Raw genomic sequence first — 20,992 nt, 5'->3', positions numbered from 1 at the left:
ATGACAAGCAAAATCGATACCAGCCCTAAAAGCGAAAAGAGCCAGGCGTTACGTAACAAAATTGTAACTTTCTTACAAATATGTTAAGCTTTAAACCATGGAAGACCTAAAAAGAAAAAATGCCGAGCTTAGTGCTCTTTTGGAAGTTAGCATGATACTCAATTCCTCATTTAATCTGGAGGATAATATTCTTAATGCTTTGAAAACCCTCTCCGAACATCTCGATATGGAGCGGGGCACAGTTACTCTCCTTGATAAAAAGACAGGAGAGCTAAGAATCGCTGTGGCTTACGGACTCACAAAAGAACAGATAGCAAGGGGGAAGTACAAAATCGGTGAGGGTATAGTTGGACGGGTCGTTGAAAGCGGTTCCCCGATCATTGTTCCAGATATCGGAAAAGAGCCGCTCTTCCTTAATAGAACGGGGGCCAGGATCCAAAAGGACAACATATCTTTCCTCTGCGTACCCATAAAAATAAAGAACGAGATTCTGGGCGTACTGTCAGTTGACAGAATATTCCAAGACACGGTTGCCCTTGAGGAGGACTTGAGGGTTTTAGAGATCGTGGCCACTTTGATAGGCCAGGCAATAAAGATCTATAACGCCTACGAGGAGGAGAGGACAGAAAGAGAACACCTGTTTTTGGAGCTAAAGGCAAAGCACAGCATCCCAAACATAATTTCAGTTTCCGAGAAGATGGAACAGGTAATAAGGATAGCACTTAAAGTAGCCAATACTAAAACGACTGTGCTTGTAAGAGGAGAAAGCGGAACCGGAAAAGAACTCATTGCCCGGGCGATCCACTACGAGGGCAACAGATCGAAAGGCCCTTTCGTTGCGCTGAACTGTGCCGCCCTTCCGGAAACACTTCTTGAAGCGGAGCTTTTCGGGTTCGAAAAAGGCGCATTCACAGGAGCACACGCCACAAAGCCCGGAAAGTTCGAGCTTGCAAATGGAGGAACCATTTTCCTCGACGAAATCGGAGATGTAAGTCAGGCGATCCAAGTAAAGCTTCTTAGGGTTATCCAGGAGCAAACTTTCGAACGTTTAGGTGGAACAAAGCCCATAAAAGTTGATGTGCGGATAATAGCAGCAACAAACAGAGACCTTGAAAAGATGGTGAAGGAAGGAAAATTCAGAGAGGACCTTTACTGGAGGCTCAACGTTGTGCCCATTTTTATCCCACCTTTAAGAGAAAGAAGGGAAGATATACTACCCCTCGTGGAACATTTTTTAAAGAAGTTCAGGAAGGAGTATGGAAAGGATTTAAAAATAACGAACGGGGCGCTGGAGATATTAAGAGCCTACAGCTGGCCGGGAAACGTACGGGAACTTGAAAATACGATTGAAAGAATTGCGGTTCTTAGTGAGGACGGTCTTGTAACCGAAGAGGATATCCCATCGTACATCAAAGAGTACATAAGGGAAGAGAAGAAAAGCATCGAGGAGAAGACATCAAGCAACGAATCCCTAATTTCGGAGATCCAAGGTGTGGAAAGAGAAAGGATAGTTGAGGCGTTAAAGAAAACAAACTTCAATAAGTCGAAGGCGGCGAGGCTTCTCGGAATAACTCTCCGTCAAATAACGTACAAGATTGAAAAATACGGAATAAATGAGCGGGTATAACAAAAGAGGAAAAGGACTTAAGTCAGTCCCTTTCCTCTTTTTAGATCTTTTTCAAATTACCGGCAGGTAACGCTCTATTTCGTAGGGCTGAACCCTTATCCGGTAGTCATCCCACTCAACTTTTTTACTCTGGATCAACTCTGTAAATATGTGCTCTCCAATCGCCTCCTTTAGTAATTCGCTTTTTTCGGCAAGTTCAATCGCTTCAATCAAGCTTCCAGGAAGTTCGTCAACACCAAGTCTTTTTCTTTCTTCCGGAGGAAGATGGTACACATCAACCTCTAAAGGCTCGCAGAGCTTATAGCGCCCTTCTATCCCTTTTAGGCCCGCCAGAAGCATGGCTGCAAATGCAAGATATGGATTACATGCCGGATCTGGGGATCGAAGTTCTATCCTGGTTGCTTTCTCCTTTCCTGGTTTATACATGGGCACTCTTATAAGGGCCGATCTGTTTCTTTTTGCCCAGCATATGTAAACCGGTGCCTCGTATCCTGGAACGAGTCTCTTGTACGAATTGACAAGCTGGTTGAGTACGAGCGTAATCTCTTTTATGTGGGTTAAAAGTCCTGCAATGTAGTACTTTGCCACATCCGAAAGATGGTATTTGTCATTGAAATCGAAAAAGGCGTTTTTTTCTCCGATAAAAAGGGACTGGTGGGTGTGCATTCCGCTTCCGTTTACACCAAATATGGGCTTCGGCATAAAAGTGGCGTAAACACCGTATTTCTTTGCTATCTCTTTCACTGTGACACGATAAGTCATAACCGTATCCGCCATCTCCAAAGCATCAGCGTAGCGTAGATCTATCTCATGCTGGGAAGGGGCAACCTCGTGGTGAGAGTACTCTACACTTATGCCCATCTCTTCTAGGGCGAGAATCGTTTCTCTTCTTAGATCTTCTGCTGCATCTACCGGGTAATCGAAGTATCCACCCTGGTCCAGAATCTCCGGTTCCCTGTCGGACTTGAAATAAAAGTATTCTAGTTCCGGACCGACATAAAAGTTAGTAAACCCCATATTTCTCATTTTCTCCAATGCTTTTTTTAGTGCGTAGCGGGGATCACCCTTATAAGGACTACCGTCCGGTTCGTAAATATCACAGAACATCCTGGCAACGGCCTTTTCTTTTGGTCTCCATGGAAGAATGGCGAACGTTTTTGGATCTGGGACGGCAACCATGTCGCTTTCGTCGATCCGGGCAAAACCCTTGATGGAAGAACCATCAAAGCCCATACCTTCGTCAAATGCACTCTCCAGTTCGTCCACGTGGATTGCGAAGCTTTTAAGCTGCCCAAGGATGTCGCAAAACCAAAACCTTACAAACCTTACGTCCTTCTCTTTCACAAGTTTCAATACGTCCTGTTTATCCCTCGGTCTTTCCATGTAACTACCTCCTTTCCAATTTAAAGAATTTTTCGTAAAGGTTCTCTGCGGCTTTTCTGTACGAGGCGTACATCACTTTAGTCTTTTGAACGATTTGCTCGAAGTCTTTTCGATCCCTAAACCATTCTTTCACCATCGATGGAGTGATTTCAGGATGAAACTGGAGGCCCAAGGATCCAAAGTACGAAAACGCCTGGTTTAGAAATCTTTTTGAAGATGCGAGTCTTAGTGCTCCCTTTGGAAGATCGAAAGTATCTCTATGCCACTGAAAGACCTCACATTTCCTTTTTTCTCCGAAAAAAGTCGAAATGCATTCATCGGAAGAACCTTCATCGGTAAGTTCTATCTCGCACCATCCGATCTCAAGCTCCCCCGAATCGTAAACCCTTGCCCCCAATACATAAGCGAGAAGCTGAGCACCAAGGCAGATACCTAGAACTTTTTTTCCTTTGCTAAGAGCTAGTTCTATCAGTTTCGCAACCATAGCTAGATAGGGATATCTATCTATCTCGTAAACTCCCATTGGACCCCCAAGCACTACTACATATTCGTAGGGAAACGAAGAACCGGGTAAGTACCTGTCTTTGTAAGCCTCGATCTCGTGGAATTCGATCCCCTTTGCTTTTAAAAATTCCGCGATATTTCCCGGTCCCTCTTCTATTGCGTTTTTTACGATCAAAACGTTCTTCCTTTCCCTTTTGTCTTTCATTTTTGTCGGCTCAAATTTACATTTTTGTAAACATTAACAAAATTGTTAAGAACCCTTTCATCGTTCTTTTAGGGTAGCCTCTAACTGTTCATCTAGTACGTTCAGGTAAAATCTGAGTAAAGAGATTTCATCCCCCATAGCCAGTGAAGAGTTATTGATCTCCCAGGCGTTTTCCAGGTTTTTTAGGCTTTTCAGTGCCTTTTTGATTATCTCGCACAGATCGTACTCTGTGTTCTTTCTGTTCTCTTCCTTTTCCTTTGAGAGTTCAGCCGATAACCTTTTTTTTATTGAGAGATCAACTATTTTTTGATTTTGTTCCATCTTTACCCCCTTGGATCAAAAAAGGGTCCAAGTGGATGTGCCTGTATCGATTCGTGACGGGCATTCTTCTGTCCTTTCCGAACGCTTTTGGTGTAATCTTTATACCCAAAGGTGCTTGCCTCCGTTTGTATTCGGCTCTGTCCACCATGTTTAGGACTTTCTCAACGGTATCCTTTTGAATCCCGCAAAGGACTATATCTTCCAGCTCTTTGTCCTCCTCGATGTAAAGCTTAAGTATCGGATCGAGAATCCCATAGGGAGGAAGAGTATCAGTATCCTTCTGGTCGGGTTTGAGTTCGGCGGATGGTTCCTTTTTTAAGACTCTTTCTGGAATTACTCTGCCTTTGCTATTCCTGTAATGTGCCAGCTTGTAAACTGTTGTCTTTGGAACATCCTTTATGACGGCAAATCCTCCGGCCATGTCGCCGTACAGTGTGGCATACCCAACACTCATCTCAGATTTGTTGCCAGTTGTAAGAACCAGCCAGCCAAACTTGTTGGACAGGGCCATAAGGATGTTACCCCTTATTCTGGCCTGAATGTTTTCTTCTGTCACATCCTCATCCAGATTCTCGAATATGTTTTTTAAAGACTCTTTATAGCTTGAGAATATAGGTTCGATTGGGATCTCTAAAGGCTCTATCCCGAGATTCCGGCAAAGGTGGTACACATCCTCTCTGGACTCGGAAGAAGTATAGCGGGAAGGCATGAAAACCCCTTTCACATTTTCTTTCCCCAAAGCGTCGCATGCAAGGGTCGCAACAAGAGAAGAGTCGATACCTCCGCTCAATCCTATAACGACTTTATGGAAGCCGTTTTTTCTTGCGTAGTCGCGAAGCCCAAGAAGGAGTGCCTCCCAAATCTCTTCTTCCTCTGAGAGTTCGTAACTTATGAATCTATCTACCGGCACTAACTTATCGGATCTTCTGATCCTTTCTGCGATTTCTATCCTTTTCCCCTTCCAGTATTTGGCTTTTTGGTTCTCGATCCTTCTTACTTCGAGCTCAATATCGACAAGTAAAAGCTGCTCCTCAAACTGTCTGGCTTTGGCAAGAATCTCCCCGGATGCGGAAACTACCATGCTTCCACCATCAAAGACGAGCTCGTCCTGACCTCCGACCATGTTTGTATAGGCTATTGTAACCCCATACTCCTTTGCTCTCTCCTTTAACATCTCCTCTCTCAACTTTATCTTACCCACATGGTAGGGTGATGCGCTTATGTTGAGGATGAGCGAGGAGGAAGCGAAAACTTGAAGTTTTGTTGGTCCTTCTCTGAACCATATGTCTTCGCAGATATTGACTCCGAAAGTTAATGAGCCATAAGAGAAGACTAAAGGCTCTCCTCCGGATTTGAAATACCGCTTCTCATCAAAGACTCCATAGTTTGGCAGAATACTTTTTCTGTAAACCCCACATACCTTTCCGCCATAAATAATAGCTGCCGCGTTGTAAATTCTTTCATCTTCTCTCTCGACGAAACCTAAAATGGTGACTATCTCTTTTATTCTTTTTGCAATATCCGTCAAAACCTTCAAATTGTCCTCGATAAACTTAGGCTTAAGGAGAAGATCTTCTGGCGGATAACCAACGAGAGAAAGCTCCGGAAAAGACAGTATTTGAACTCCTCTCTCGAAAGCTCTCTCAACATAAGCTAGAATCTTATCCCTATTTCCTGGAAGATCCCCCACTACTGGATTTATCTGAGCCAGTCCCAATCTTACGAGCATGTTTCAAACCTCCACCAAAAAGAAGCAATTTTCATACCCAAAAGGTTTCTTCAATTCATGTTGATTTTCGAATCGAAAAACGGTAAAGATTCGACAGAAAGGCAGGTGAAAAGATGGGTATGTCCTATCACCCCCTGTCCCTCATTTGAAATTACTCTGGACCCGGTCCGGGTCAAAACTTGGGTTTGGGAGGAAGAAAAGGGCGAATACCTTATCTTTTCACCCTCTGGAAGATTCATTCACGATAAGGTTCCTTTTTTCCTCCCATCCGTAATCTAAGATCCAAATCAGAAAAAGGAGGAATATATGAAGGAAAAACTCTTTGGTTTTTTCGCAACTAGACTGGGTATAATCACAGCTGGGGCAACAATTGGAGTTCTTGCATCCCTCCTACAGAAACTCGGGAACCCACCTAATATGGGCGTATGTGTTGCCTGTTTTCAAAGGGATATAGCCGGAGCAATCGGACTACACAGGTTCGAACCTGCCCAGTATATAAGACCGGAAATCATAGGGTTTGTTTTGGGATCCCTGCTAAGTGCTCTTCTTTTCAAAGAGTTTAGGCCGAGGGCGGGTTCTTCTCCCATGACACGGTTCATTCTCGGTATGTTTACAATGATCGGTGCTCTTATTTTTCTTGGCTGTCCTTGGCGGGCAATTCTCCGTACCGCAGGGGGGGACATGAATGCTTTATTCGGGATTGGGGGTTTTATCGCCGGCATATGGATCGGTACCATTTTTTTGAAGAGTGGCTACAATCTCGGACGCTCGCAACCGACATTCACATCACAAGGTTTGATACTGCCCATAATCATGGTTTTTCTTCTCATCGCTAATCTTTTGTTTCCCCAAGTCCCGGGTGAGTCAAAAAGTGGTATCCTTTTTTACAGCACAAAAGGACCAGGTTCCATGCACGCTCCTTTTGCAGTATCACTGTCCTTTGGCATTCTCATAGGATTTTTGGCCCAGAGAAGCAGGTTCTGCGTTATGGGGGGCATAAGGGACTTTCTCCTTTTTAGACAAAAACATCTTCTTTCTGGGATTTTGGCATTTTTTCTTTCAGCCTTTTTAACAAATTTGGCCTTCGATCAGTTCAAGTTAGGATTTGGAAAACAGCCAATAGCTCACACCATGCAGCTTTGGAATTTTACAGGAATGGTTCTTGTCGGTTTAGCCTCTACCTTGGCCGGAGGTTGTCCTGGAAGGCAAGTTTTTCTTGCTGGGGAGGGTGACGGAGATGCGGCAATTTTTGTTCTCGGTATGATAGTGGGAGCCGCCATCGCTCATAATTTTTCACTTGTGAGTTCTCCGGATGGAATCGGAAGGTACGGTGCGCACGCGGCATTAATTGGGCTCATTTGCTGCCTTCTTATGGGATTTACGATGAGAAAAAAGAATTTATAGGAGGGAATTATGGATAAGGTTTTGGATCTAAGAGGACTTTCTTGTCCCCAACCGGTGATTTTAACATTGGAAGAGATAAAAAAAGCGAAAGAGGGTAAAATCTGTATCCTTGTCGATACGGATACATCTAAGGAAAACATCCTTCGGGCCACAATCTCTCAGGGATGGGAAGTAGACTCAGTTATCCGGGAAGGAACTGGTTACAGAATAGTGATAAGCAAAAAGAGATGAATTAGTGTACGTGAGGGACCTGAGCATCTTAAGTGAGAAGCACTCCTGGGGTTTAAAATCTGTATGTAACTTTGATAAACTTTTTTGCGTTAATTAGACTCGATTGACTACTTTTAGATTCAGGTGCTATCATTACCCACGATGAAATACTTTATCTTTACAACTGGATGCAGATCGAATCAATACGATTCTTGGGTTATAGGTGAAAAGCTGAAAAAAATAGGGTGTCAAGCTGAAAGAGCGGAAGAGGCGGAAATTATCATTGTAAATGCCTGTACGGTAACAGAGAGCGCGGAAAGAGACGCGAAAAGGTTAATATCAAGGATAAGAAGGGCAAAAAGTGGGGTAAAGATCATCCTTACTGGTTGCCACCCTCAAGTCTATCCTCAAAAGAACTTCGGGTCCGATCTCGTTCTTGGACAGAAAGAGAGATTCGATATTACCTCGTACCTGGACAAAGAAGGTATTTTTGTTTCGGAATTGGATGATTATCTTTTGGAAAGACTTCCTTCTGATTTTGGTCTTACGGACAAAACGAGGTTCTTTCTTAAAATTCAGGACGGTTGCGATATGTATTGTACTTACTGCGTTGTGCCCTACGCCCGGGGTAGACCTAGAAGTAGACCTCTCGATGAAATCTTACGGTTTATGGCGGAGTTAAAAAAAAGAGGGGTAAAGGAGGTTGTACTTTCGGGAATAGAAATAGCTTCCTATAGAGATCCCGAATCGGGCATAGATCTTAAGGGCTTACTCCGTATCCTTGAGGTGTCTGAAACGCCAGAACGGATTAGATTGAGTTCCTGTGACCCGCTCTACATCGATTCTGAGTTTATAACGATCCTTGAGTCTTCCCGAAAGCTCGCAAGAAGCATACACATTCCTCTGCAGAGTGGCTCCGATAGCGTATTAGAGAGGATGGGGAGAAAATACAAATCAGGCCACATAAAAGAAATATTAGGAGAGTTAAAGAGAAAAATTCCCAATATCGGCATCGGACTTGACGTTATTGCAGGGTTTCCTGGGGAGACAGAATCGGAATTTACTGAGACCTTGAGATTCATCGAGGCACTCGACGTTTACTATCTCCACGTCTTTCCTTTTTCGCCAAGAGAAAATACAGAGGCATCGAAGATGCCAAATTTGGTGGATGAGAAAATAAAAAAAGAAAGGGTAAGGGTTTTAAAAGAGCTGGACAGGAGAATGAGGCTCAGATTCTATATGAAACATCTCGGCCTACGCCTCGAGATCCTTCCCGAAAAGAAGATCTATAGGGGCCACTACATGAAAGGACTCAGTGACAATTACATTCCGGTTCTGATCCCTTATGAAGGAAGGTTAGTAAACGAATTTACGTACGTTGTACCTAAGGAGATAAAGGAAGGAAAATTAATAGGGGTGGGCATTACTTAAGGTGTGGTGGAGCCGAAAGGTTTATTTCCTTGACATAAAAGGGATTAACCTTTTATATTATCTGACCTTATGCTAATTAGGCTACAAGAAATAGAAGATGAAGCTTTCTTCTCTGGAACGATTGAACTGAAAGAACTGGTGCAGGCGTACAAAGACGTTGATTTTGTTACACCTGTCCAGTACTCGATAAAGATTAGGAAAACGGGAAGCCAGTTTAAGGTTCAAGGCCACGTAAGCTGTAATGTTGGGCTTGTCTGTGCGAGATGTCTGGAAAGATTCACCTACGTTGTAGATTCAGAACTGGATGTGGATCTTGTGTCTAGAGAAATGGCTCCAACCGATTCTGAGCTCGAACTGGCGGAAGAAGAACTGGATATTCACTACTACGAGAGTGACGAGCTAGACCTGGAAGAGATCATTTTTGAGGAGATCTTGCTCAGTATTCCAATGCGGGCCATATGCAGGGATAACTGCATGGGTCTTTGCGAAAGATGTGGCGGCAATAGGAATCTTGGCGAATGTACCTGTCAGGAGAAAAAAGAAACGAGACTGGGTGAATTGCTAAAATCATACTTAGCCAAGGAAGGAGAAAAGTATGGGAGTACCGAAAAAGAGGCAGTCAAAGTCAAGAAGGGATAAGAGAAGGACCCATTATAAGCTTTCAGCACCGAATTTCGTGCTCTGCCCCAATTGCAAGGAGCCGGTTGTGCCCCATACTATATGCGAAAAATGTGGGACCTATAAAGGTAAAAAGTACCTCGAGATTGAGGAACTGTAGTTTATGGTAAGGGTCGCCGTCGATGGCATGGGCGGGGATAAAGCCCCTCATGCTATTGTGAAAGGGGCCGAGATCGCAGCAGAGGAAGGGATAGCCGAGATAATCCTTGTAGGAGACGAAAGAGTAATTTCTCCTCTCCTCAAAAGACAAGACCTAGTGAAGATAGTCAGCGCCGAAACATATGTAAGAATGGATGAACCTCCTTCTTCAGCTTTAAGGAAGAAGAAAAATTCGTCTATAAATGTTGCCATGGAGCTTCTCAAAGAAAAGAAAGTGGATGCTTTGGTTAGTGCGGGGAACTCCGGGGCAACTCTTGCCTTTGCCATATTCACACTTGGAAGGATAAGTAACGTCGATCGGCCTGCAATTGCCACACTCCATCCTAATTTGAAAAATGGGATCACGGTTCTTCTAGATGCGGGTGGTACTGTTGACTGTAAACCAGTGCACCTTGCTCAGTTTGCTTTGATGGGTGACGCCTTTGCAAAAGCTGTACTTAACGTGACTTCACCTAAGATTGGGCTACTGAGTAATGGAGAGGAGATAACTAAGGGGAACGAGCTTACAAAAGAAGCCCACTCTCTCATTGAGAAGCTTAACCTAAATTACGTAGGCTACGTTGAGGGAAACGATCTTTACAATGGAAAGGTCGATGTTGTCGTCTCTGACGGATTCGTTGGAAACATCGCATTAAAGATCAGCGAAGGCGTCGTGGAGGCCCTTTTGGGCTTTATGAAAGAAAGGATAGAAAAGAGTTTGAAAGCCAAAATAGGATATATACTACTAAAAGAAGTATTCCGGGATCTTTCAAAAAAAGTTGACTACGCGGAGTACGGAGGTGCTCCTCTGCTAGGCGTGGAAGGGACCTGCATAATATGCCACGGGAAATCGGATGAGAGAGCAATAAGGAACGCCATACTCCTTGCAAAGAAGTTTGCGGAAAGCTCACTCCATGAAGTACTGAAAAGAAACATGGAAAGAGTTATCCACTGAGATAAAGGGGTGCTCCATGGACTATTTTCTTACGGAAGAACAGAAAGCCATCAAAAGACTCGCAAGGAAAATAGCCGAGGAAAAGGTGATTCCTGTAAGAGCCGAGCTCGATGAAAAAGAAGAGTTTCCCTGGGCCATAATGAAGATCTTGGCCGATGCCGGTCTTTTCGGTGTGAGTATTCCTGTAGAATATGGGGGGCTAGGAGGTGGATGTCTGGAAAACTGTCTCGCGGTAGAAGAGTTAAGTAGGGCTTGTCTTGGGGTAAGCGTTAGTTACGCAGCGAGTCTTCTAGGTGCATATCCCATCCTTATTGGAGGATCGGAGGAGCAGAAGAAAAAATACCTTCCTGACATAGCCAAAGGAAAAAAACTTGCAGCCTTTGCCCTAACTGAAGCGAATGCTGGTAGCGATGCCCAAGCTATAAGAACAGAGGCAAAGAAAGTGGGGAACAAATACATACTGAACGGGACAAAACAGTGGATAACAAACGGTGGCGAAGCGGACATCTACACTGTCATAGCAATGACAGACAAAAGTAAAGGAGGAAGGGGTGCCACAGCATTCATAGTTGAAAAAGGGATGGAAGGTTTCAGCTTTGGAAAAAAAGAAAAGAAGCTTGGAATTAGGGCATCCGCAACGAGAGAGCTCATCTTTCAAGACTGCGAGGTACCTGAGGAAAATGTAATAGGAAGGGAAGGTATGGGTTTTATCCTCGCCATGAAGACTTTTGATAGAACGAGACCGGGAATAGGAGCACAGGCGGTGGGACTTGCCCAGGCGGCTTTGGAAGCAGCTATAAATTACGCACGGGAACGGGAACAGTTCAATAGAAAGATTATAGGTTTTCAGGCGATCCAACACATGCTTGCGGATATGGCGACAAAAGTAGAAGCGTCCAGAGCTTTAGTGTACGCTGTTGCGAAATATATAGATTCGAACCCGAAAGACTTCACCAAGGAATCAGCCATGGCTAAACTTTTCCCGTCCGATATGGCGATGAGTGTTGTAATAGATGCGGTTCAGATTTTTGGGGGTTACGGGTACATGAGGGATTATCCGGTTGAGAAGATGCTGAGGGACGCAAAGATCCTTCAAATTTACGAGGGAACAAATCAGATTCAAAGGAATATCATAGCATTAGAACTCATAAAAGAAGCAGCATCGAAAAAAAAGGAAATTTAAAATGAAAAGAATTGGCCTTCTATTTCCCGGACAGGGATCACAGTATGTGGGTATGGGGAAGGCTCTTTATGATTCGGACGAGACTGTGAGGGCTATTTTTGAGAGGGCCGAAGAAGTGCTTAATTTTCCTATAAAGAGTCTCTGTTTTGATGGTCCAGAAGAGGAACTAAAAAAAACGTACAATACGCAGCCAGCGATCCTTCTTGTTTCTTATGCGGTGTGGACGAAACTCAAAAAAGAGACTGGTCTTATCCCCCATATGGTTTCTGGTCACAGTCTCGGTGAGTATACGGCTTTGCTTGTAAGCGGTTTCTTCTCCTTTGAGGATGCCTTGCTTATTACGAGAAAAAGAGGCCTTTTGATGGAAAACGCCTATCCTCATGGTCAGGGAGGAATGGTCGCCCTTCTTGGCCCAGATATGGGGCTTCTTGAGTCTTTTCTTTCGCGTTATTCGACGGAAGAAAAAATAGTGACAGTGGCGAACTTGAATTCTCCTGATCAGGTTGTTATTTCCGGAGATCTTGAATCGCTAAAAAAAGTTGTAGAAGAACTAAAGGGAACTGGGTACAAAAAGGCTGTCTTTCTCAATGTTTCCGGACCTTTTCACAGCCCGCTCATGAGAAACGCAGCAGAAAAGCTTCTTGAAGAACTTAAAAAGATCGAGAACCATCCCTTGAATTTTCCTGTTGTGTTTAATTGCGATGCCACAATTAGCAAAAACAAAGATGAGGTTTGCGAAAAACTCTTCTACCAGATGTTCTCCCCCGTAAGGTGGGAGGAGTGTGTAAGAAAGATGGTTGACGCAAGCTGTGAGATCTTTCTGGAAGTTGGTCCGAGAAATGTACTCACGAACCTTGTAAAGAGAATTGTGCCTCACGTACCGTGTTACCCTGTCGAGACAGAAAAAGACATAGAAAAGGTGAAGGAGATCTTGGGATGAAAGGAACCGTAACTATTGTGACTGGTGGAGCAAAAGGTATAGGAAGGGCAATTGCCCTTTTTTTGGCGGAGAAAGGAGGAGATGTAGCTATATTCGATGTGCTTGATGGTTCTGACACCGCAAATGATGTAAAAAATATGGGGAGGAATGCAATATTCTGCAGGGTGGATGTGAGCGATTGGAGGTCTGTCGAAGATAGTGTGGACTACGTGTTTAAAGAGATGAAAAGGATAGACAATCTCGTCAACAACGCAGGTATAACCCAGGATCGGCTCCTTGTTCGGATGAAGGAGGAAGATTGGGAGAGGGTAATGTCCGTTAATCTTAAGGGTGTGTTTAACTGCACGAAGGCAGTTCTAAAATACATGATAAAAACAGGTGGCGCTATCGTGAACATAAGCTCCATTGCAGGAATCATGGGAAATGCGGGCCAAGCCAACTATGCCGCATCAAAGGCAGGTATAATAGGATTTACAAAGAGCGTTGCAAAAGAGTATGCGGATCGGAACATAAGGGTAAACGCCATCGCCCCTGGATTCATAAAAACAGATATGACAAATAGCCTAAATGAGAAGATCAAAGAAGAGATGATTCGGATGATCCCCCTAAAAAGGCCTGGAGAACCTATTGAGGTTGCAAAGGTCGTCTATTTTCTGTTATCCGAATATAGCAGCTACATCACCGGAGAGGTGATAAACGTAAGTGGCGGGTTATACATGTAAATACAATGAAGAGGAGGTGGGTAAATGACAGTTGCAGAAAGAGTAAAAAAAATCATAGTTGAACAATTGGGAGTTAGCGAAGCGGAGGTGACACCGGAAGCTAAGTTCATCGACGATTTAGGGGCTGATTCACTCGACATCGTAGAATTGATAATGGCCTTTGAAGATGAGTACGGGATTGAGATACCTGATGAGGATGCGGAAAAAATAGAGACTGTTGGCGACGCGATACGTTACATTGAGGAACACATAAAGGCGAAGGGATAGGATGAGACGCAGGGTAGTAGTTACTGGAGTTGGACTTGTAACACCACTGGGCATTGGGATAGATAATGTCTGGAAGAGAATCCTAAACGGAGAATCAGGCATTTCCTACATAACAAGATTCGACACGACACACCACGAGACGAAAATAGCAGGAGAGGTAAAAGATTTCAAACCAGAGGAATACTTAAGTCCAAAAGATATAAAAAGGATGGATCTTTTTATCCAGTATGCGCTCGTGGCAACTAAGATAGCCGTTGAAGATTCAGGTATAGACTTCTCTCGGGAAGATCCAGACAGAGTAGGTGTGGTTGTTGGTACGGGGCTAGGCGGACTTCCGACACTGGAACATTACCACAAGGTTCTTTTGGAAAAAGGGCCTTCTAGGATATCTCCTTTCTTTATCCCCATGCTCATCGCCAACGAAGCATCCGGCCACATTGCTATGAAGTATGGACTTAAAGGTCCAAATCTCTGCATCGTTACGGCATGTGCGACAGGATCCCATTCTATAGGTGAAGGTCTAAGGATAGTCCAGTACGGAGATGCAGATGTAGTAATAGCGGGAGGAACAGAGGCAAATCTCACACCTCTCACGATAGGGGGCTTTAACGCGATGAAGGCCCTTTCGACACGAAATGATCCTCCTCATAAGGCGTCGAGGCCCTTCGACCGGGAAAGGGACGGTTTTGTTGTAGCTGAAGGGGCAGGTATTATGGTTCTTGAAGAGCTAGAGCATGCAAAAAAAAGGAATGCCAAAATCTATGCTGAACTTATAGGGTACGGGTACAATGCAGATGCTTACCATATTACCGCACCGTGTCCTGACGGTGAGGGATTCATAAAATGTATGCAGATGGCACTGAGGGATGGGAAGATAAACCCTGAGGATGTGGACTACATAAACGCCCACGGCACTTCTACGGATCTCAATGATGCCATAGAGACTTTGGCGATAAAAAAGGTTTTCGGGGATTACGCCTATAAAATTCCAGTAAGTTCTACAAAATCGATGATAGGTCACCTTTTGGGTGCAGCAGGAGCAGTGGAGGCCATTTTCACCGTCTTAAGTATAAGGGACAATGTTTGTCCTCCCACCATAAATTACGAAAATCCGGATCCGGAATGTGATTTAGACTATGTGCCAAATGTGGCCAGAGAGAAAAGGATAAACATTGCTATGTCCAACTCTTTTGGCTTTGGTGGAACTAATTCCGTTCTTGTTTTCAGAAGATTTGAAGGATGAGAATAGTTGTTGGTTCTGACCATGCAGGATTCGGACTTAAAGAATTTTTAAAAATTGAGCTTCAAAGGTTGGGCCATGAAATAGTGGATGTTGGAACCTACGATGAGAGTCCCTGTGACTATCCAGATTTCGGCTTTAAAGCAGCAAAGTTTGTATCCAAAGGCGAGGCCGAAAAGGGTATACTCGTTTGCGGGACAGGGATAGGGATGTGCGTGGTTGCGAATAAAGTAAAAAAAATAAGAGCCGCCTTGGTATACGATCTTTACGGTGCAATTCAGAGCAGAAAACACCTAAACAGCAACGTTTTAGTTCTCGGTGCGAGAATGACAGCGAAGGAACTGGCCCTAGAAATAGTTAAGACGTGGCTCAAGACGGAATTTGACGGAGGGAGACACGCCCAAAGGATAAAAAAAATTGAAGAGTGGGAAGGGAGATGTTCCTTAAAAAGTTGAAAGAGAAAGACGAAGTAATCTACGAGCTTATAAAAAAGGAACTCCAAAGGGAAGAATTTAGCCTCGTTTTGATCCCTTCGGAAAATTACGTAGAGGAAGAGATACTCATAGCCCAAGGGAGTGTGCTTACCAATAAATACGCGGAAGGATACCCTAAAAAACGTTATTACAGTGGTTGCACCTACTTGGACGAAATAGAACAGATAGCTATAGAAAGGGCAAAAGAGCTTTTTGGCGCAGAACACGCTAACGTTCAGCCGCATTCGGGCACAAATGCGAACATGGCTGTTTACTACGCGGTGCTTAATCCGGGTGATAAGATAATGGGTCTTGATATATCCCACGGGGGACATTTAACTCATGGACAGGCGGCTAGCTTTTCTGGAAAACTGTATCAGACTGTGACTTATGGGGTTTCTAGGGAGACAGAGCTACTCGATTATGACGAAATAGAAAGGATAGCAATAAAAGAAAAACCGAAGATGATTGTGACAGGAGCAAGTTCCTATTCGAGAATAATAGATTTTGAAAGGTTCCGGGAGATTGCGGACAAAATAGGTGCTTACCTTATGGTAGACATGGCCCATATTGCCGGGCTTGTGGCAGCGGGCTTCCATCCAAATCCGTGTCCGTACGCAGATTTTGTTACAACAACAACCCATAAGACATTAAGAGGCCCCCGAGGAGGAATAATCCTCTGTAAAAAGAAGTTTGCGAAGGCCATAGATGCTGCCGTTTTCCCTGGAATCCAGGGTGGCCCTCTTATGCATGTGATTGCGGCAAAAGCAGTAGCTCTAAAAAATGCGATGACAGAGGAATTTAAAAGGTACCAGGAGCAGATAATAAAAAACACGAAGGTTTTGTGTTCTGAGATGAAAAGGTTGAATTACCGTATAGTTTCCGGGGGTACAGACACTCATCTCTTTCTTGTTGATCTTACAGAAAAGAACGTAACCGGCAAGGAGGCTCAAGAGGCTTTAGAGGAGAGCGGAATAATGGTAAACAAGAATCTTATCCCCTTTGACAAGAGGAGTCCCTTTGTGACAAGCGGTATAAGGCTTGGAGCTCCCGCTGTCACCGCGCGGGGGATGAAGGGAGAAGAGATGAAAATCATAGCTACCTTCATTGAAGAGGTCCTAAGCGACATAAACAATAAAGAGATAAGAAAAGAGATAAAAGAAAAGGTTCGCGAGCTCTGCAGCAGATTTCCTATCTATTCCAACTTTCTAGAATCGTAAATGGACAACCGGCCAAGCTGGGACTCTTATTTCATGGAAATCGCAAGGATCGTTTCCAAACGTTCAACATGCGTAAGAAGGAAGGTTGGAGCAATAATAGTCAAGGACCGAAGAATACTTTCTACTGGATACAACGGAGCACCAACGAATCTTACACATTGTAGCGAAAAAGGGTGTCTCAGGGAGAAGCTCCAGATTGCCTCTGGGGAAAGGCACGAACTTTGCCGTGGGCTTCACGCGGAACAGAATGCCATAATACAGGCAGCATACCATGGTGTCTCAATAAAGGATGGCATTCTTTACTCTACGCACCTTCCGTGTTCCATATGCATGAAGATGCTTATAAACGCTGGAATAATCTCAGTCTTTTACGAGGATGGTTATCCTGATGAACTTTCCCTCGATATGATTTCTGAAGCGGGGATCGATCTCAAAAAGATCTAAAAATGAAATGTCCTTACTGCGGCCACTTAGAAAGTAGAGTCCTGGATTCGAGATTGACAAAGGAGCTCGACTCAATAAAGAGAAAGAGAGAATGCCTGAAATGTGGAAAGAGATTCACAACAAGCGAAAGAGTTGAGGAAGGTCTTCCGATGGTTATAAAGAAAGATGGAAGGAGGGAGGCCTTCGACAGAACCAAGATTCTGGCCGGACTAAAAAAAGCTTGCGAGAAAAGACCCATAAGTATAGCATCCCTCGAAAGGATAGTTTCTCGGATAGAGTACAACCTTCTGGAAAGAGGAGAGAGGGAAGTGAGCGCGAAGGACATAGGTGAGATGGTAATGGACGAACTTAAAAAACTCGACGATATCGCATACGTTAGGTTTGCGTCCGTTTATAGGCAGTTCAAAGATATAAACGAATTCATGGAGGAACTTAAAAACCTATTGCTCAAAAGGGAAGAAGCGAGGGAGAAGAAGGCGTGAACGACGAACACTACATGAGACTGGCTTTAAAGCTCGCAAAAAGAGGTGAAGGCTTGGTTTCTCCAAACCCTATGGTTGGAGCTGTGATAGTCAAAGATGGCCGGATTATAGGGAAGGGTTATCACAAAAAGGCAGGTTCGCCCCATGCCGAAATCGTTGCGATAAAAAGTGCAAAGGAAGATCTAAAAGGATCAACCCTTTACGTCAATCTGGAACCATGCGTCCACCATGGAAAGACCCCGCCTTGTGTTCCGGAAATCATAAAGGCAAACATATCGAAGGTTGTCATATCTATGTTAGATCCAAACCCCAAAGTGAATGGAAAGGGGATCGAGGCCCTCAAAGAAGCTGGGATTTCCTTAAAGATGGGAGTCCTTGAAAAGGAGTCGAAGAAGCTTAATGAGGTATTTATCGTAAACATGGAGAAGAGAAGGCCATTTTTCATCGTAAAATCGGCCTTGAGCCTGGACGGCAAAATTGCTACGAAAACGCGCGATTCCAAATGGATATCGAGTGAGGAGTCAAGAAAATACGTAAATACAATCCGCGAAAAGGTAGACGGTATACTGGTGGGTATAAATACTGTTATCGTAGATAATCCGATGCTTGTGCCGAGGGTCGATAAACCAAAAAAAATACCTGTAAGAATAGTTCTCGACACAAAGCTCCGGATTCCCATATCTTCGAATATTGTAAGAAGTGCAAACCAGTTCAAAACGATGATCTTTACCTGCGAATCGAGACAGGACAAAGAATCTAAGCTTACATCGATGGGTATAGAGATCGTAAAAATAAGAAAAGACGAATCGGGAAGAGTTTCACTCAAGGAACTGGCCAGGGAGCTTTACGAGAGGGAAATAATGAGCGTACTCGTGGAGGGTGGGGCGGAGATAAATGGAAGTTTGCTTAAAGAAGGCCTGGTAGATAAATTCATCCTTTTTTACTCACCCATCTTCATAGGAGGAAAAGAGGCCTTACCCCTTATCGGTGGGGAGGGTGTGGAATTTCTAAAAAACGCTTACCGTGCGAGGATAGACAAAGTAAGAATGATAAATGGCGATATCTGTGTGGAGGGCTATGTTCACGGGAATTATTGAGGACGTAGGAGAGGTTTTGGAAATACAGAAAAGTTCAAATTCACTCAGAATGACGATCAGAACGCACATCCCCATCTCTGAAATGAAGGAAGGCGAAAGCATATCTGTAGATGGCGTCTGTCTTACAATTTGTGGCTTTAAAGAGAACGCGTTCTTTTGTGACGTATCACTTGAGACGATAAAAGTTACTACTTTGGGAGAAAAGAAAAGGGGGGACCTTGTAAACCTCGAAAGGCCACTGAAGTTAAATGATCGTCTCCACGGACATATAGTCACGGGACACGTGGAGTGTGTCGGGACCATAGTCGATAAAAGAACAGTCGGCGATTCCATAAAGTTAGAAATCGCGATTCCTAGAGAAATTGCCCGATATGTTGTAAAAAAGGGATCGATTGCGGTCGATGGCATAAGCTTGACAGTCAATGACCAAAGTGATAATAGATTTAGCGTAAATATTGTGCCATTCACAGCTCAAAAGACAACAATAAAAACGAAAAGGGTGGGAGAAAAGGTCAACATAGAGACGGATATAATCGGAAAATACGTAGAAAAACTGTTCTGCCGAGAGCCTAAAGGCATAGATTACGAGTTTCTATTCAAATACGGTTACATAAAGGGATAAAGATGCCACTTGCCAAAATAGAAGAGGTACTCGAAGACATAAGAGATGGAAAGATGGTCATTATCGTAGATGATGAGGACCGCGAGAACGAAGGCGATCTCATGATAGCCGCGGAGAAAGTAACACCCGAGGCCATAAATTTTATGGCCCGCCACGCCTGTGGCCTTATCTGCCTCACGATAACTGAAGAGATGGCTAAAAGATTAGATCTTCCCCTAATGGTAAAGGACAACACATCGCCTTTCAAAACTGCATTCACAGTCTCAATTGAGGCGAAAGAAGGGGTCACAACCGGTATATCGGCTTATGACAGGGCAAGAACCATAAAAGTGGCAATAGATGATAAGACAAAACCAGAAGATCTTGCGAGACCGGGACATGTCTTTCCCATCATCGCAAAAGAAGGTGGGGTTCTGGTAAGAGTAGGGCATACGGAGGCTTCCGTAGATCTTGCAAGACTTGCCGGTCTCAAACCGGCAGGCGTGATCTGTGAGATAATGAAAGAAGATGGTACGATGGCCAGGCTTCCGGATCTCGAAAAGTTTGCAGAGAAACACAATCTGAAGATAGTGACAATTGCAGATCTTATAAAGTACAGGACGCGGACTGAAAAGTTTGTAAGAAGGGTAGTTGAAACGAGGCTTCCTACGAGTTTTGCAGGAGAGTTTAGGCTGATAGCTTACGAAAATTTCATCGATATGCAGGTGCACATAGCGCTTGTGAAAGGTGAAATAAAACCGGAAGAACCGACCCTTGTACGGGTTCATTCTGAATGCTTAACCGGGGATATTTTCGGTTCATTAAGATGTGATTGTGGAGAGCAGTTAAGATGTGCTTTGAAAATGATAGACAGAGAAGGAAAGGGTATTTTCCTTTACATGAAGCAGGAGGGAAGAGGAATAGGACTTTTAAATAAGCTTAAGGCATATACCCTCCAAGATGAAGGCCACGACACAGTTGATGCGAATCTGGCGTTAGGTTTTCCGCCAGATCTTAGAGACTATGGAATTGGAGCCCAGATTCTTAGGGATCTTGGTGTCACAAAGATGAGACTTCTCACAAACAATCCAAGAAAGATAAAGGGTCTCGAAGGATATGGACTCTCTGTTGTCGAAAGGATTCCAATAGAAGTGCAGCCAAACAAAGAAAACATTGAGTATCTAAAGGCTAAACGGAGAAAATTGGGGCATATCTTAAATAACGTTTGAGGGGTTAAAATGACAATTTACGAAGGGAAGATAGATGCGCGAGGTTTCAGATTCGCAATAGTTGTAAGCAGATTTAACAGTTTCATTACGGATAGACTCTTAGAGGGCGCCCTAGATGCATTACGAAGGAATGGAGCCGAAGAAAAGGATATAGAAGTTTACAAGACCCCGGGATCATTTGAGATTCCACTTGTTGCAAAGCTTCTGGCTAAAAGGAAAGACATAGACGGAATAATCTGCTTAGGAGCAATTATTAAAGGTGATACCCCCCATTTCCACTACGTAGCGACGGAGGTAGCAAAAGGAATAGCGATTACTTCTCTGGAGTCTTTAAAACCCATCGCTTTTGGAATAGTAACAAGTGAAACTATAGAACAGGCCATAGAAAGAGCGGGCACGAAATCCGGCAACAAAGGATACGATGCCGCAATAACGGTGATAGAGATGGTAAATCTCTTAAAAGAAAAGGGCTTGTGCGCAGAAGAAAGGCTAGAGAGCTAGCGTTGAAG

General features: G+C 43.9%; 25 protein-coding genes. 21 read left to right on the top strand and 4 right to left on the bottom strand.

Features of this window, described 5'->3' with window-relative positions; translation table 11 throughout:
- The first annotated feature begins 97 nt into the window (after positions 1-97).
- Positions 98-1,627 carry a nif-specific transcriptional activator NifA gene (nifA, locus tag NZ583_06485; GenBank protein ID MCS7281255.1) on the top strand — a complete coding sequence of 510 codons (1,530 nt, stop codon included), beginning with the start codon at positions 98-100 and terminating at the stop codon, positions 1,625-1,627.
- 51 nt (positions 1,628-1,678) lie between these two features.
- Here nifA and NZ583_06480 read toward each other — a convergent pair whose 3' ends face one another.
- From NZ583_06480 to NZ583_06465, 4 genes are read right to left on the bottom strand one after another with little or no spacing between them, the layout of a single operon-like run.
- Positions 1,679-3,010: a glutamine synthetase family protein gene (locus tag NZ583_06480; protein MCS7281254.1), complete on the bottom strand. Its 1,332-nt coding sequence runs from the start codon at positions 3,008-3,010 to the stop codon at positions 1,679-1,681.
- Between the two features lie 4 nt (positions 3,011-3,014).
- Positions 3,015-3,719, bottom strand: a complete 705-nt coding sequence (locus NZ583_06475) for a type 1 glutamine amidotransferase (protein MCS7281253.1) — start codon at positions 3,717-3,719, stop codon at positions 3,015-3,017.
- A 57-nt stretch (positions 3,720-3,776) separates the two neighbouring features.
- Positions 3,777-4,040: a hypothetical protein gene (locus NZ583_06470; GenBank protein MCS7281252.1), complete on the bottom strand. Its 264-nt coding sequence runs from the start codon at positions 4,038-4,040 to the stop codon at positions 3,777-3,779.
- Positions 4,015-5,769, bottom strand: a complete 1,755-nt coding sequence (locus NZ583_06465) for an NAD+ synthase (protein ID MCS7281251.1) — start codon at positions 5,767-5,769, stop codon at positions 4,015-4,017. The genes NZ583_06470 and NZ583_06465 overlap by 26 nt, the downstream gene beginning before the upstream one ends.
- 57 nt (positions 5,770-5,826) lie before the next feature.
- On the opposite strand from NZ583_06465, the gene NZ583_06460 reads away from it, so the two are divergent.
- From NZ583_06460 to ribE, 20 genes are all read left to right on the top strand, one after another.
- Positions 5,827-6,048, top strand: coding sequence for a hypothetical protein (locus NZ583_06460; protein MCS7281250.1), 222 nt, complete (start codon positions 5,827-5,829; stop codon positions 6,046-6,048).
- A 27-nt stretch (positions 6,049-6,075) separates the two neighbouring features.
- Complete coding sequence (gene yedE / locus NZ583_06455) at positions 6,076-7,173, top strand: YedE family putative selenium transporter (GenBank protein ID MCS7281249.1); 1,098 nt, start codon at positions 6,076-6,078, stop codon at positions 7,171-7,173.
- A 9-nt stretch (positions 7,174-7,182) separates the two neighbouring features.
- Positions 7,183-7,404, top strand: coding sequence for a sulfurtransferase TusA family protein (locus NZ583_06450; protein MCS7281248.1), 222 nt, complete (start codon positions 7,183-7,185; stop codon positions 7,402-7,404).
- A 141-nt stretch (positions 7,405-7,545) separates the two neighbouring features.
- Positions 7,546-8,814 carry a tRNA (N(6)-L-threonylcarbamoyladenosine(37)-C(2))-methylthiotransferase MtaB gene (mtaB, locus tag NZ583_06445; GenBank protein MCS7281247.1) on the top strand — a complete coding sequence of 423 codons (1,269 nt, stop codon included), beginning with the start codon at positions 7,546-7,548 and terminating at the stop codon, positions 8,812-8,814.
- A 69-nt stretch (positions 8,815-8,883) separates the two neighbouring features.
- Positions 8,884-9,453 (top strand): DUF177 domain-containing protein, encoded by a 570-nt coding sequence (locus NZ583_06440; protein MCS7281246.1) that lies wholly within the window; start codon positions 8,884-8,886, stop codon positions 9,451-9,453.
- Positions 9,410-9,592, top strand: a complete 183-nt coding sequence (gene rpmF, locus NZ583_06435) for a 50S ribosomal protein L32 (GenBank protein ID MCS7281245.1) — start codon at positions 9,410-9,412, stop codon at positions 9,590-9,592. Before NZ583_06440 ends, rpmF begins: the two co-directional genes overlap by 44 nt.
- Before the next feature lie 3 nt (positions 9,593-9,595).
- Positions 9,596-10,585: a phosphate acyltransferase PlsX gene (gene plsX / locus NZ583_06430; GenBank protein MCS7281244.1), complete on the top strand. Its 990-nt coding sequence runs from the start codon at positions 9,596-9,598 to the stop codon at positions 10,583-10,585.
- A 16-nt stretch (positions 10,586-10,601) separates the two neighbouring features.
- Positions 10,602-11,768 (top strand): acyl-CoA dehydrogenase family protein, encoded by a 1,167-nt coding sequence (locus NZ583_06425; protein MCS7281243.1) that lies wholly within the window; start codon positions 10,602-10,604, stop codon positions 11,766-11,768.
- 1 nt (position 11,769) lies between these two features.
- Complete coding sequence (gene fabD / locus NZ583_06420) at positions 11,770-12,708, top strand: ACP S-malonyltransferase (GenBank protein ID MCS7281242.1); 939 nt, start codon at positions 11,770-11,772, stop codon at positions 12,706-12,708.
- A complete protein-coding gene (gene fabG / locus NZ583_06415; protein MCS7281241.1) occupies positions 12,705-13,430 on the top strand; it encodes a 3-oxoacyl-[acyl-carrier-protein] reductase in 726 nt (241 codons plus the stop codon). Before fabD ends, fabG begins: the two co-directional genes overlap by 4 nt.
- Positions 13,431-13,454: 24 nt before the next feature.
- Entirely contained in the window at positions 13,455-13,697 is a 243-nt protein-coding gene (locus tag NZ583_06410) for an acyl carrier protein (GenBank protein ID MCS7281240.1), read from the top strand.
- A gap of 1 nt (position 13,698) precedes the next feature.
- Positions 13,699-14,940 carry a beta-ketoacyl-ACP synthase II gene (gene fabF / locus NZ583_06405; GenBank protein MCS7281239.1) on the top strand — a complete coding sequence of 414 codons (1,242 nt, stop codon included), beginning with the start codon at positions 13,699-13,701 and terminating at the stop codon, positions 14,938-14,940.
- Positions 14,937-15,392, top strand: coding sequence for a ribose 5-phosphate isomerase B (gene rpiB / locus NZ583_06400; GenBank protein MCS7281238.1), 456 nt, complete (start codon positions 14,937-14,939; stop codon positions 15,390-15,392). The genes fabF and rpiB overlap by 4 nt, the downstream gene beginning before the upstream one ends.
- The gene (locus NZ583_06395; protein MCS7281237.1) at positions 15,374-16,630 is read left to right on the top strand and encodes a serine hydroxymethyltransferase; all 1,257 of its coding nucleotides are present in this window, start codon (positions 15,374-15,376) and stop codon (positions 16,628-16,630) included. Before rpiB ends, NZ583_06395 begins: the two co-directional genes overlap by 19 nt.
- Positions 16,631-17,074 (top strand): cytidine/deoxycytidylate deaminase family protein, encoded by a 444-nt coding sequence (locus NZ583_06390; GenBank protein ID MCS7281236.1) that lies wholly within the window; start codon positions 16,631-16,633, stop codon positions 17,072-17,074. It abuts the gene before it with no gap.
- Positions 17,075-17,076: 2 nt separating this feature from the next.
- Positions 17,077-17,556: a transcriptional regulator NrdR gene (gene nrdR, locus NZ583_06385; GenBank protein MCS7281235.1), complete on the top strand. Its 480-nt coding sequence runs from the start codon at positions 17,077-17,079 to the stop codon at positions 17,554-17,556.
- Entirely contained in the window at positions 17,553-18,653 is a 1,101-nt protein-coding gene (gene ribD, locus NZ583_06380) for a bifunctional diaminohydroxyphosphoribosylaminopyrimidine deaminase/5-amino-6-(5-phosphoribosylamino)uracil reductase RibD (GenBank protein MCS7281234.1), read from the top strand. The genes nrdR and ribD overlap by 4 nt, the downstream gene beginning before the upstream one ends.
- A complete protein-coding gene (locus tag NZ583_06375; GenBank protein MCS7281233.1) occupies positions 18,634-19,275 on the top strand; it encodes a riboflavin synthase in 642 nt (213 codons plus the stop codon). Before ribD ends, NZ583_06375 begins: the two co-directional genes overlap by 20 nt.
- 2 nt (positions 19,276-19,277) lie before the next feature.
- A complete protein-coding gene (locus NZ583_06370; GenBank protein MCS7281232.1) occupies positions 19,278-20,483 on the top strand; it encodes a bifunctional 3,4-dihydroxy-2-butanone-4-phosphate synthase/GTP cyclohydrolase II in 1,206 nt (401 codons plus the stop codon).
- 9 nt (positions 20,484-20,492) lie between these two features.
- Complete coding sequence (gene ribE, locus NZ583_06365; protein ID MCS7281231.1) at positions 20,493-20,984, top strand: 6,7-dimethyl-8-ribityllumazine synthase; 492 nt, start codon at positions 20,493-20,495, stop codon at positions 20,982-20,984.
- The last annotated feature ends 8 nt before the right edge of the window (positions 20,985-20,992 follow it).

This window comes from Thermodesulfobacteriota bacterium, from assembly GCA_025062045.1.
GTDB lineage: Bacteria > Desulfobacterota > Syntrophorhabdia > Syntrophorhabdales > JANXAF01 > JANXAF01.
The sequence above is the reverse complement of the archived record's forward strand: the minus strand, read 5'-3'. Positions and strand labels throughout refer to the sequence as shown.

Excerpts from the sequence above, each read along its gene's own strand:
- nifA (MCS7281255.1), top strand. The coding sequence starts at position 98 with ATGGAAGACCTAAAAAGAAAAAATGCCGAGCTTAGTGCTCTTTTGGAA.
- NZ583_06480 (MCS7281254.1), bottom strand. The coding sequence starts at position 3,010 with ATGGAAAGACCGAGGGATAAACAGGACGTATTGAAACTTGTGAAAGAG.
- NZ583_06475 (MCS7281253.1), bottom strand. The coding sequence starts at position 3,719 with ATGAAAGACAAAAGGGAAAGGAAGAACGTTTTGATCGTAAAAAACGCA.
- NZ583_06470 (MCS7281252.1), bottom strand. The coding sequence starts at position 4,040 with ATGGAACAAAATCAAAAAATAGTTGATCTCTCAATAAAAAAAAGGTTA.
- NZ583_06465 (MCS7281251.1), bottom strand. The coding sequence starts at position 5,769 with ATGCTCGTAAGATTGGGACTGGCTCAGATAAATCCAGTAGTGGGGGAT.
- NZ583_06460 (MCS7281250.1), top strand. The coding sequence starts at position 5,827 with ATGTTGATTTTCGAATCGAAAAACGGTAAAGATTCGACAGAAAGGCAG.
- yedE (MCS7281249.1), top strand. The coding sequence starts at position 6,076 with ATGAAGGAAAAACTCTTTGGTTTTTTCGCAACTAGACTGGGTATAATC.
- NZ583_06450 (MCS7281248.1), top strand. The coding sequence starts at position 7,183 with ATGGATAAGGTTTTGGATCTAAGAGGACTTTCTTGTCCCCAACCGGTG.
- mtaB (MCS7281247.1), top strand. The coding sequence starts at position 7,546 with ATGAAATACTTTATCTTTACAACTGGATGCAGATCGAATCAATACGAT.
- NZ583_06440 (MCS7281246.1), top strand. The coding sequence starts at position 8,884 with ATGCTAATTAGGCTACAAGAAATAGAAGATGAAGCTTTCTTCTCTGGA.
- rpmF (MCS7281245.1), top strand. The coding sequence starts at position 9,410 with ATGGGAGTACCGAAAAAGAGGCAGTCAAAGTCAAGAAGGGATAAGAGA.
- plsX (MCS7281244.1), top strand. The coding sequence starts at position 9,596 with ATGGTAAGGGTCGCCGTCGATGGCATGGGCGGGGATAAAGCCCCTCAT.
- NZ583_06425 (MCS7281243.1), top strand. The coding sequence starts at position 10,602 with ATGGACTATTTTCTTACGGAAGAACAGAAAGCCATCAAAAGACTCGCA.
- fabD (MCS7281242.1), top strand. The coding sequence starts at position 11,770 with ATGAAAAGAATTGGCCTTCTATTTCCCGGACAGGGATCACAGTATGTG.
- fabG (MCS7281241.1), top strand. The coding sequence starts at position 12,705 with ATGAAAGGAACCGTAACTATTGTGACTGGTGGAGCAAAAGGTATAGGA.
- NZ583_06410 (MCS7281240.1), top strand. The coding sequence starts at position 13,455 with ATGACAGTTGCAGAAAGAGTAAAAAAAATCATAGTTGAACAATTGGGA.
- fabF (MCS7281239.1), top strand. The coding sequence starts at position 13,699 with ATGAGACGCAGGGTAGTAGTTACTGGAGTTGGACTTGTAACACCACTG.
- rpiB (MCS7281238.1), top strand. The coding sequence starts at position 14,937 with ATGAGAATAGTTGTTGGTTCTGACCATGCAGGATTCGGACTTAAAGAA.
- NZ583_06395 (MCS7281237.1), top strand. The coding sequence starts at position 15,374 with ATGTTCCTTAAAAAGTTGAAAGAGAAAGACGAAGTAATCTACGAGCTT.
- NZ583_06390 (MCS7281236.1), top strand. The coding sequence starts at position 16,631 with ATGGACAACCGGCCAAGCTGGGACTCTTATTTCATGGAAATCGCAAGG.
- nrdR (MCS7281235.1), top strand. The coding sequence starts at position 17,077 with ATGAAATGTCCTTACTGCGGCCACTTAGAAAGTAGAGTCCTGGATTCG.
- NZ583_06375 (MCS7281233.1), top strand. The coding sequence starts at position 18,634 with ATGTTCACGGGAATTATTGAGGACGTAGGAGAGGTTTTGGAAATACAG.
- NZ583_06370 (MCS7281232.1), top strand. The coding sequence starts at position 19,278 with ATGCCACTTGCCAAAATAGAAGAGGTACTCGAAGACATAAGAGATGGA.
- ribE (MCS7281231.1), top strand. The coding sequence starts at position 20,493 with ATGACAATTTACGAAGGGAAGATAGATGCGCGAGGTTTCAGATTCGCA.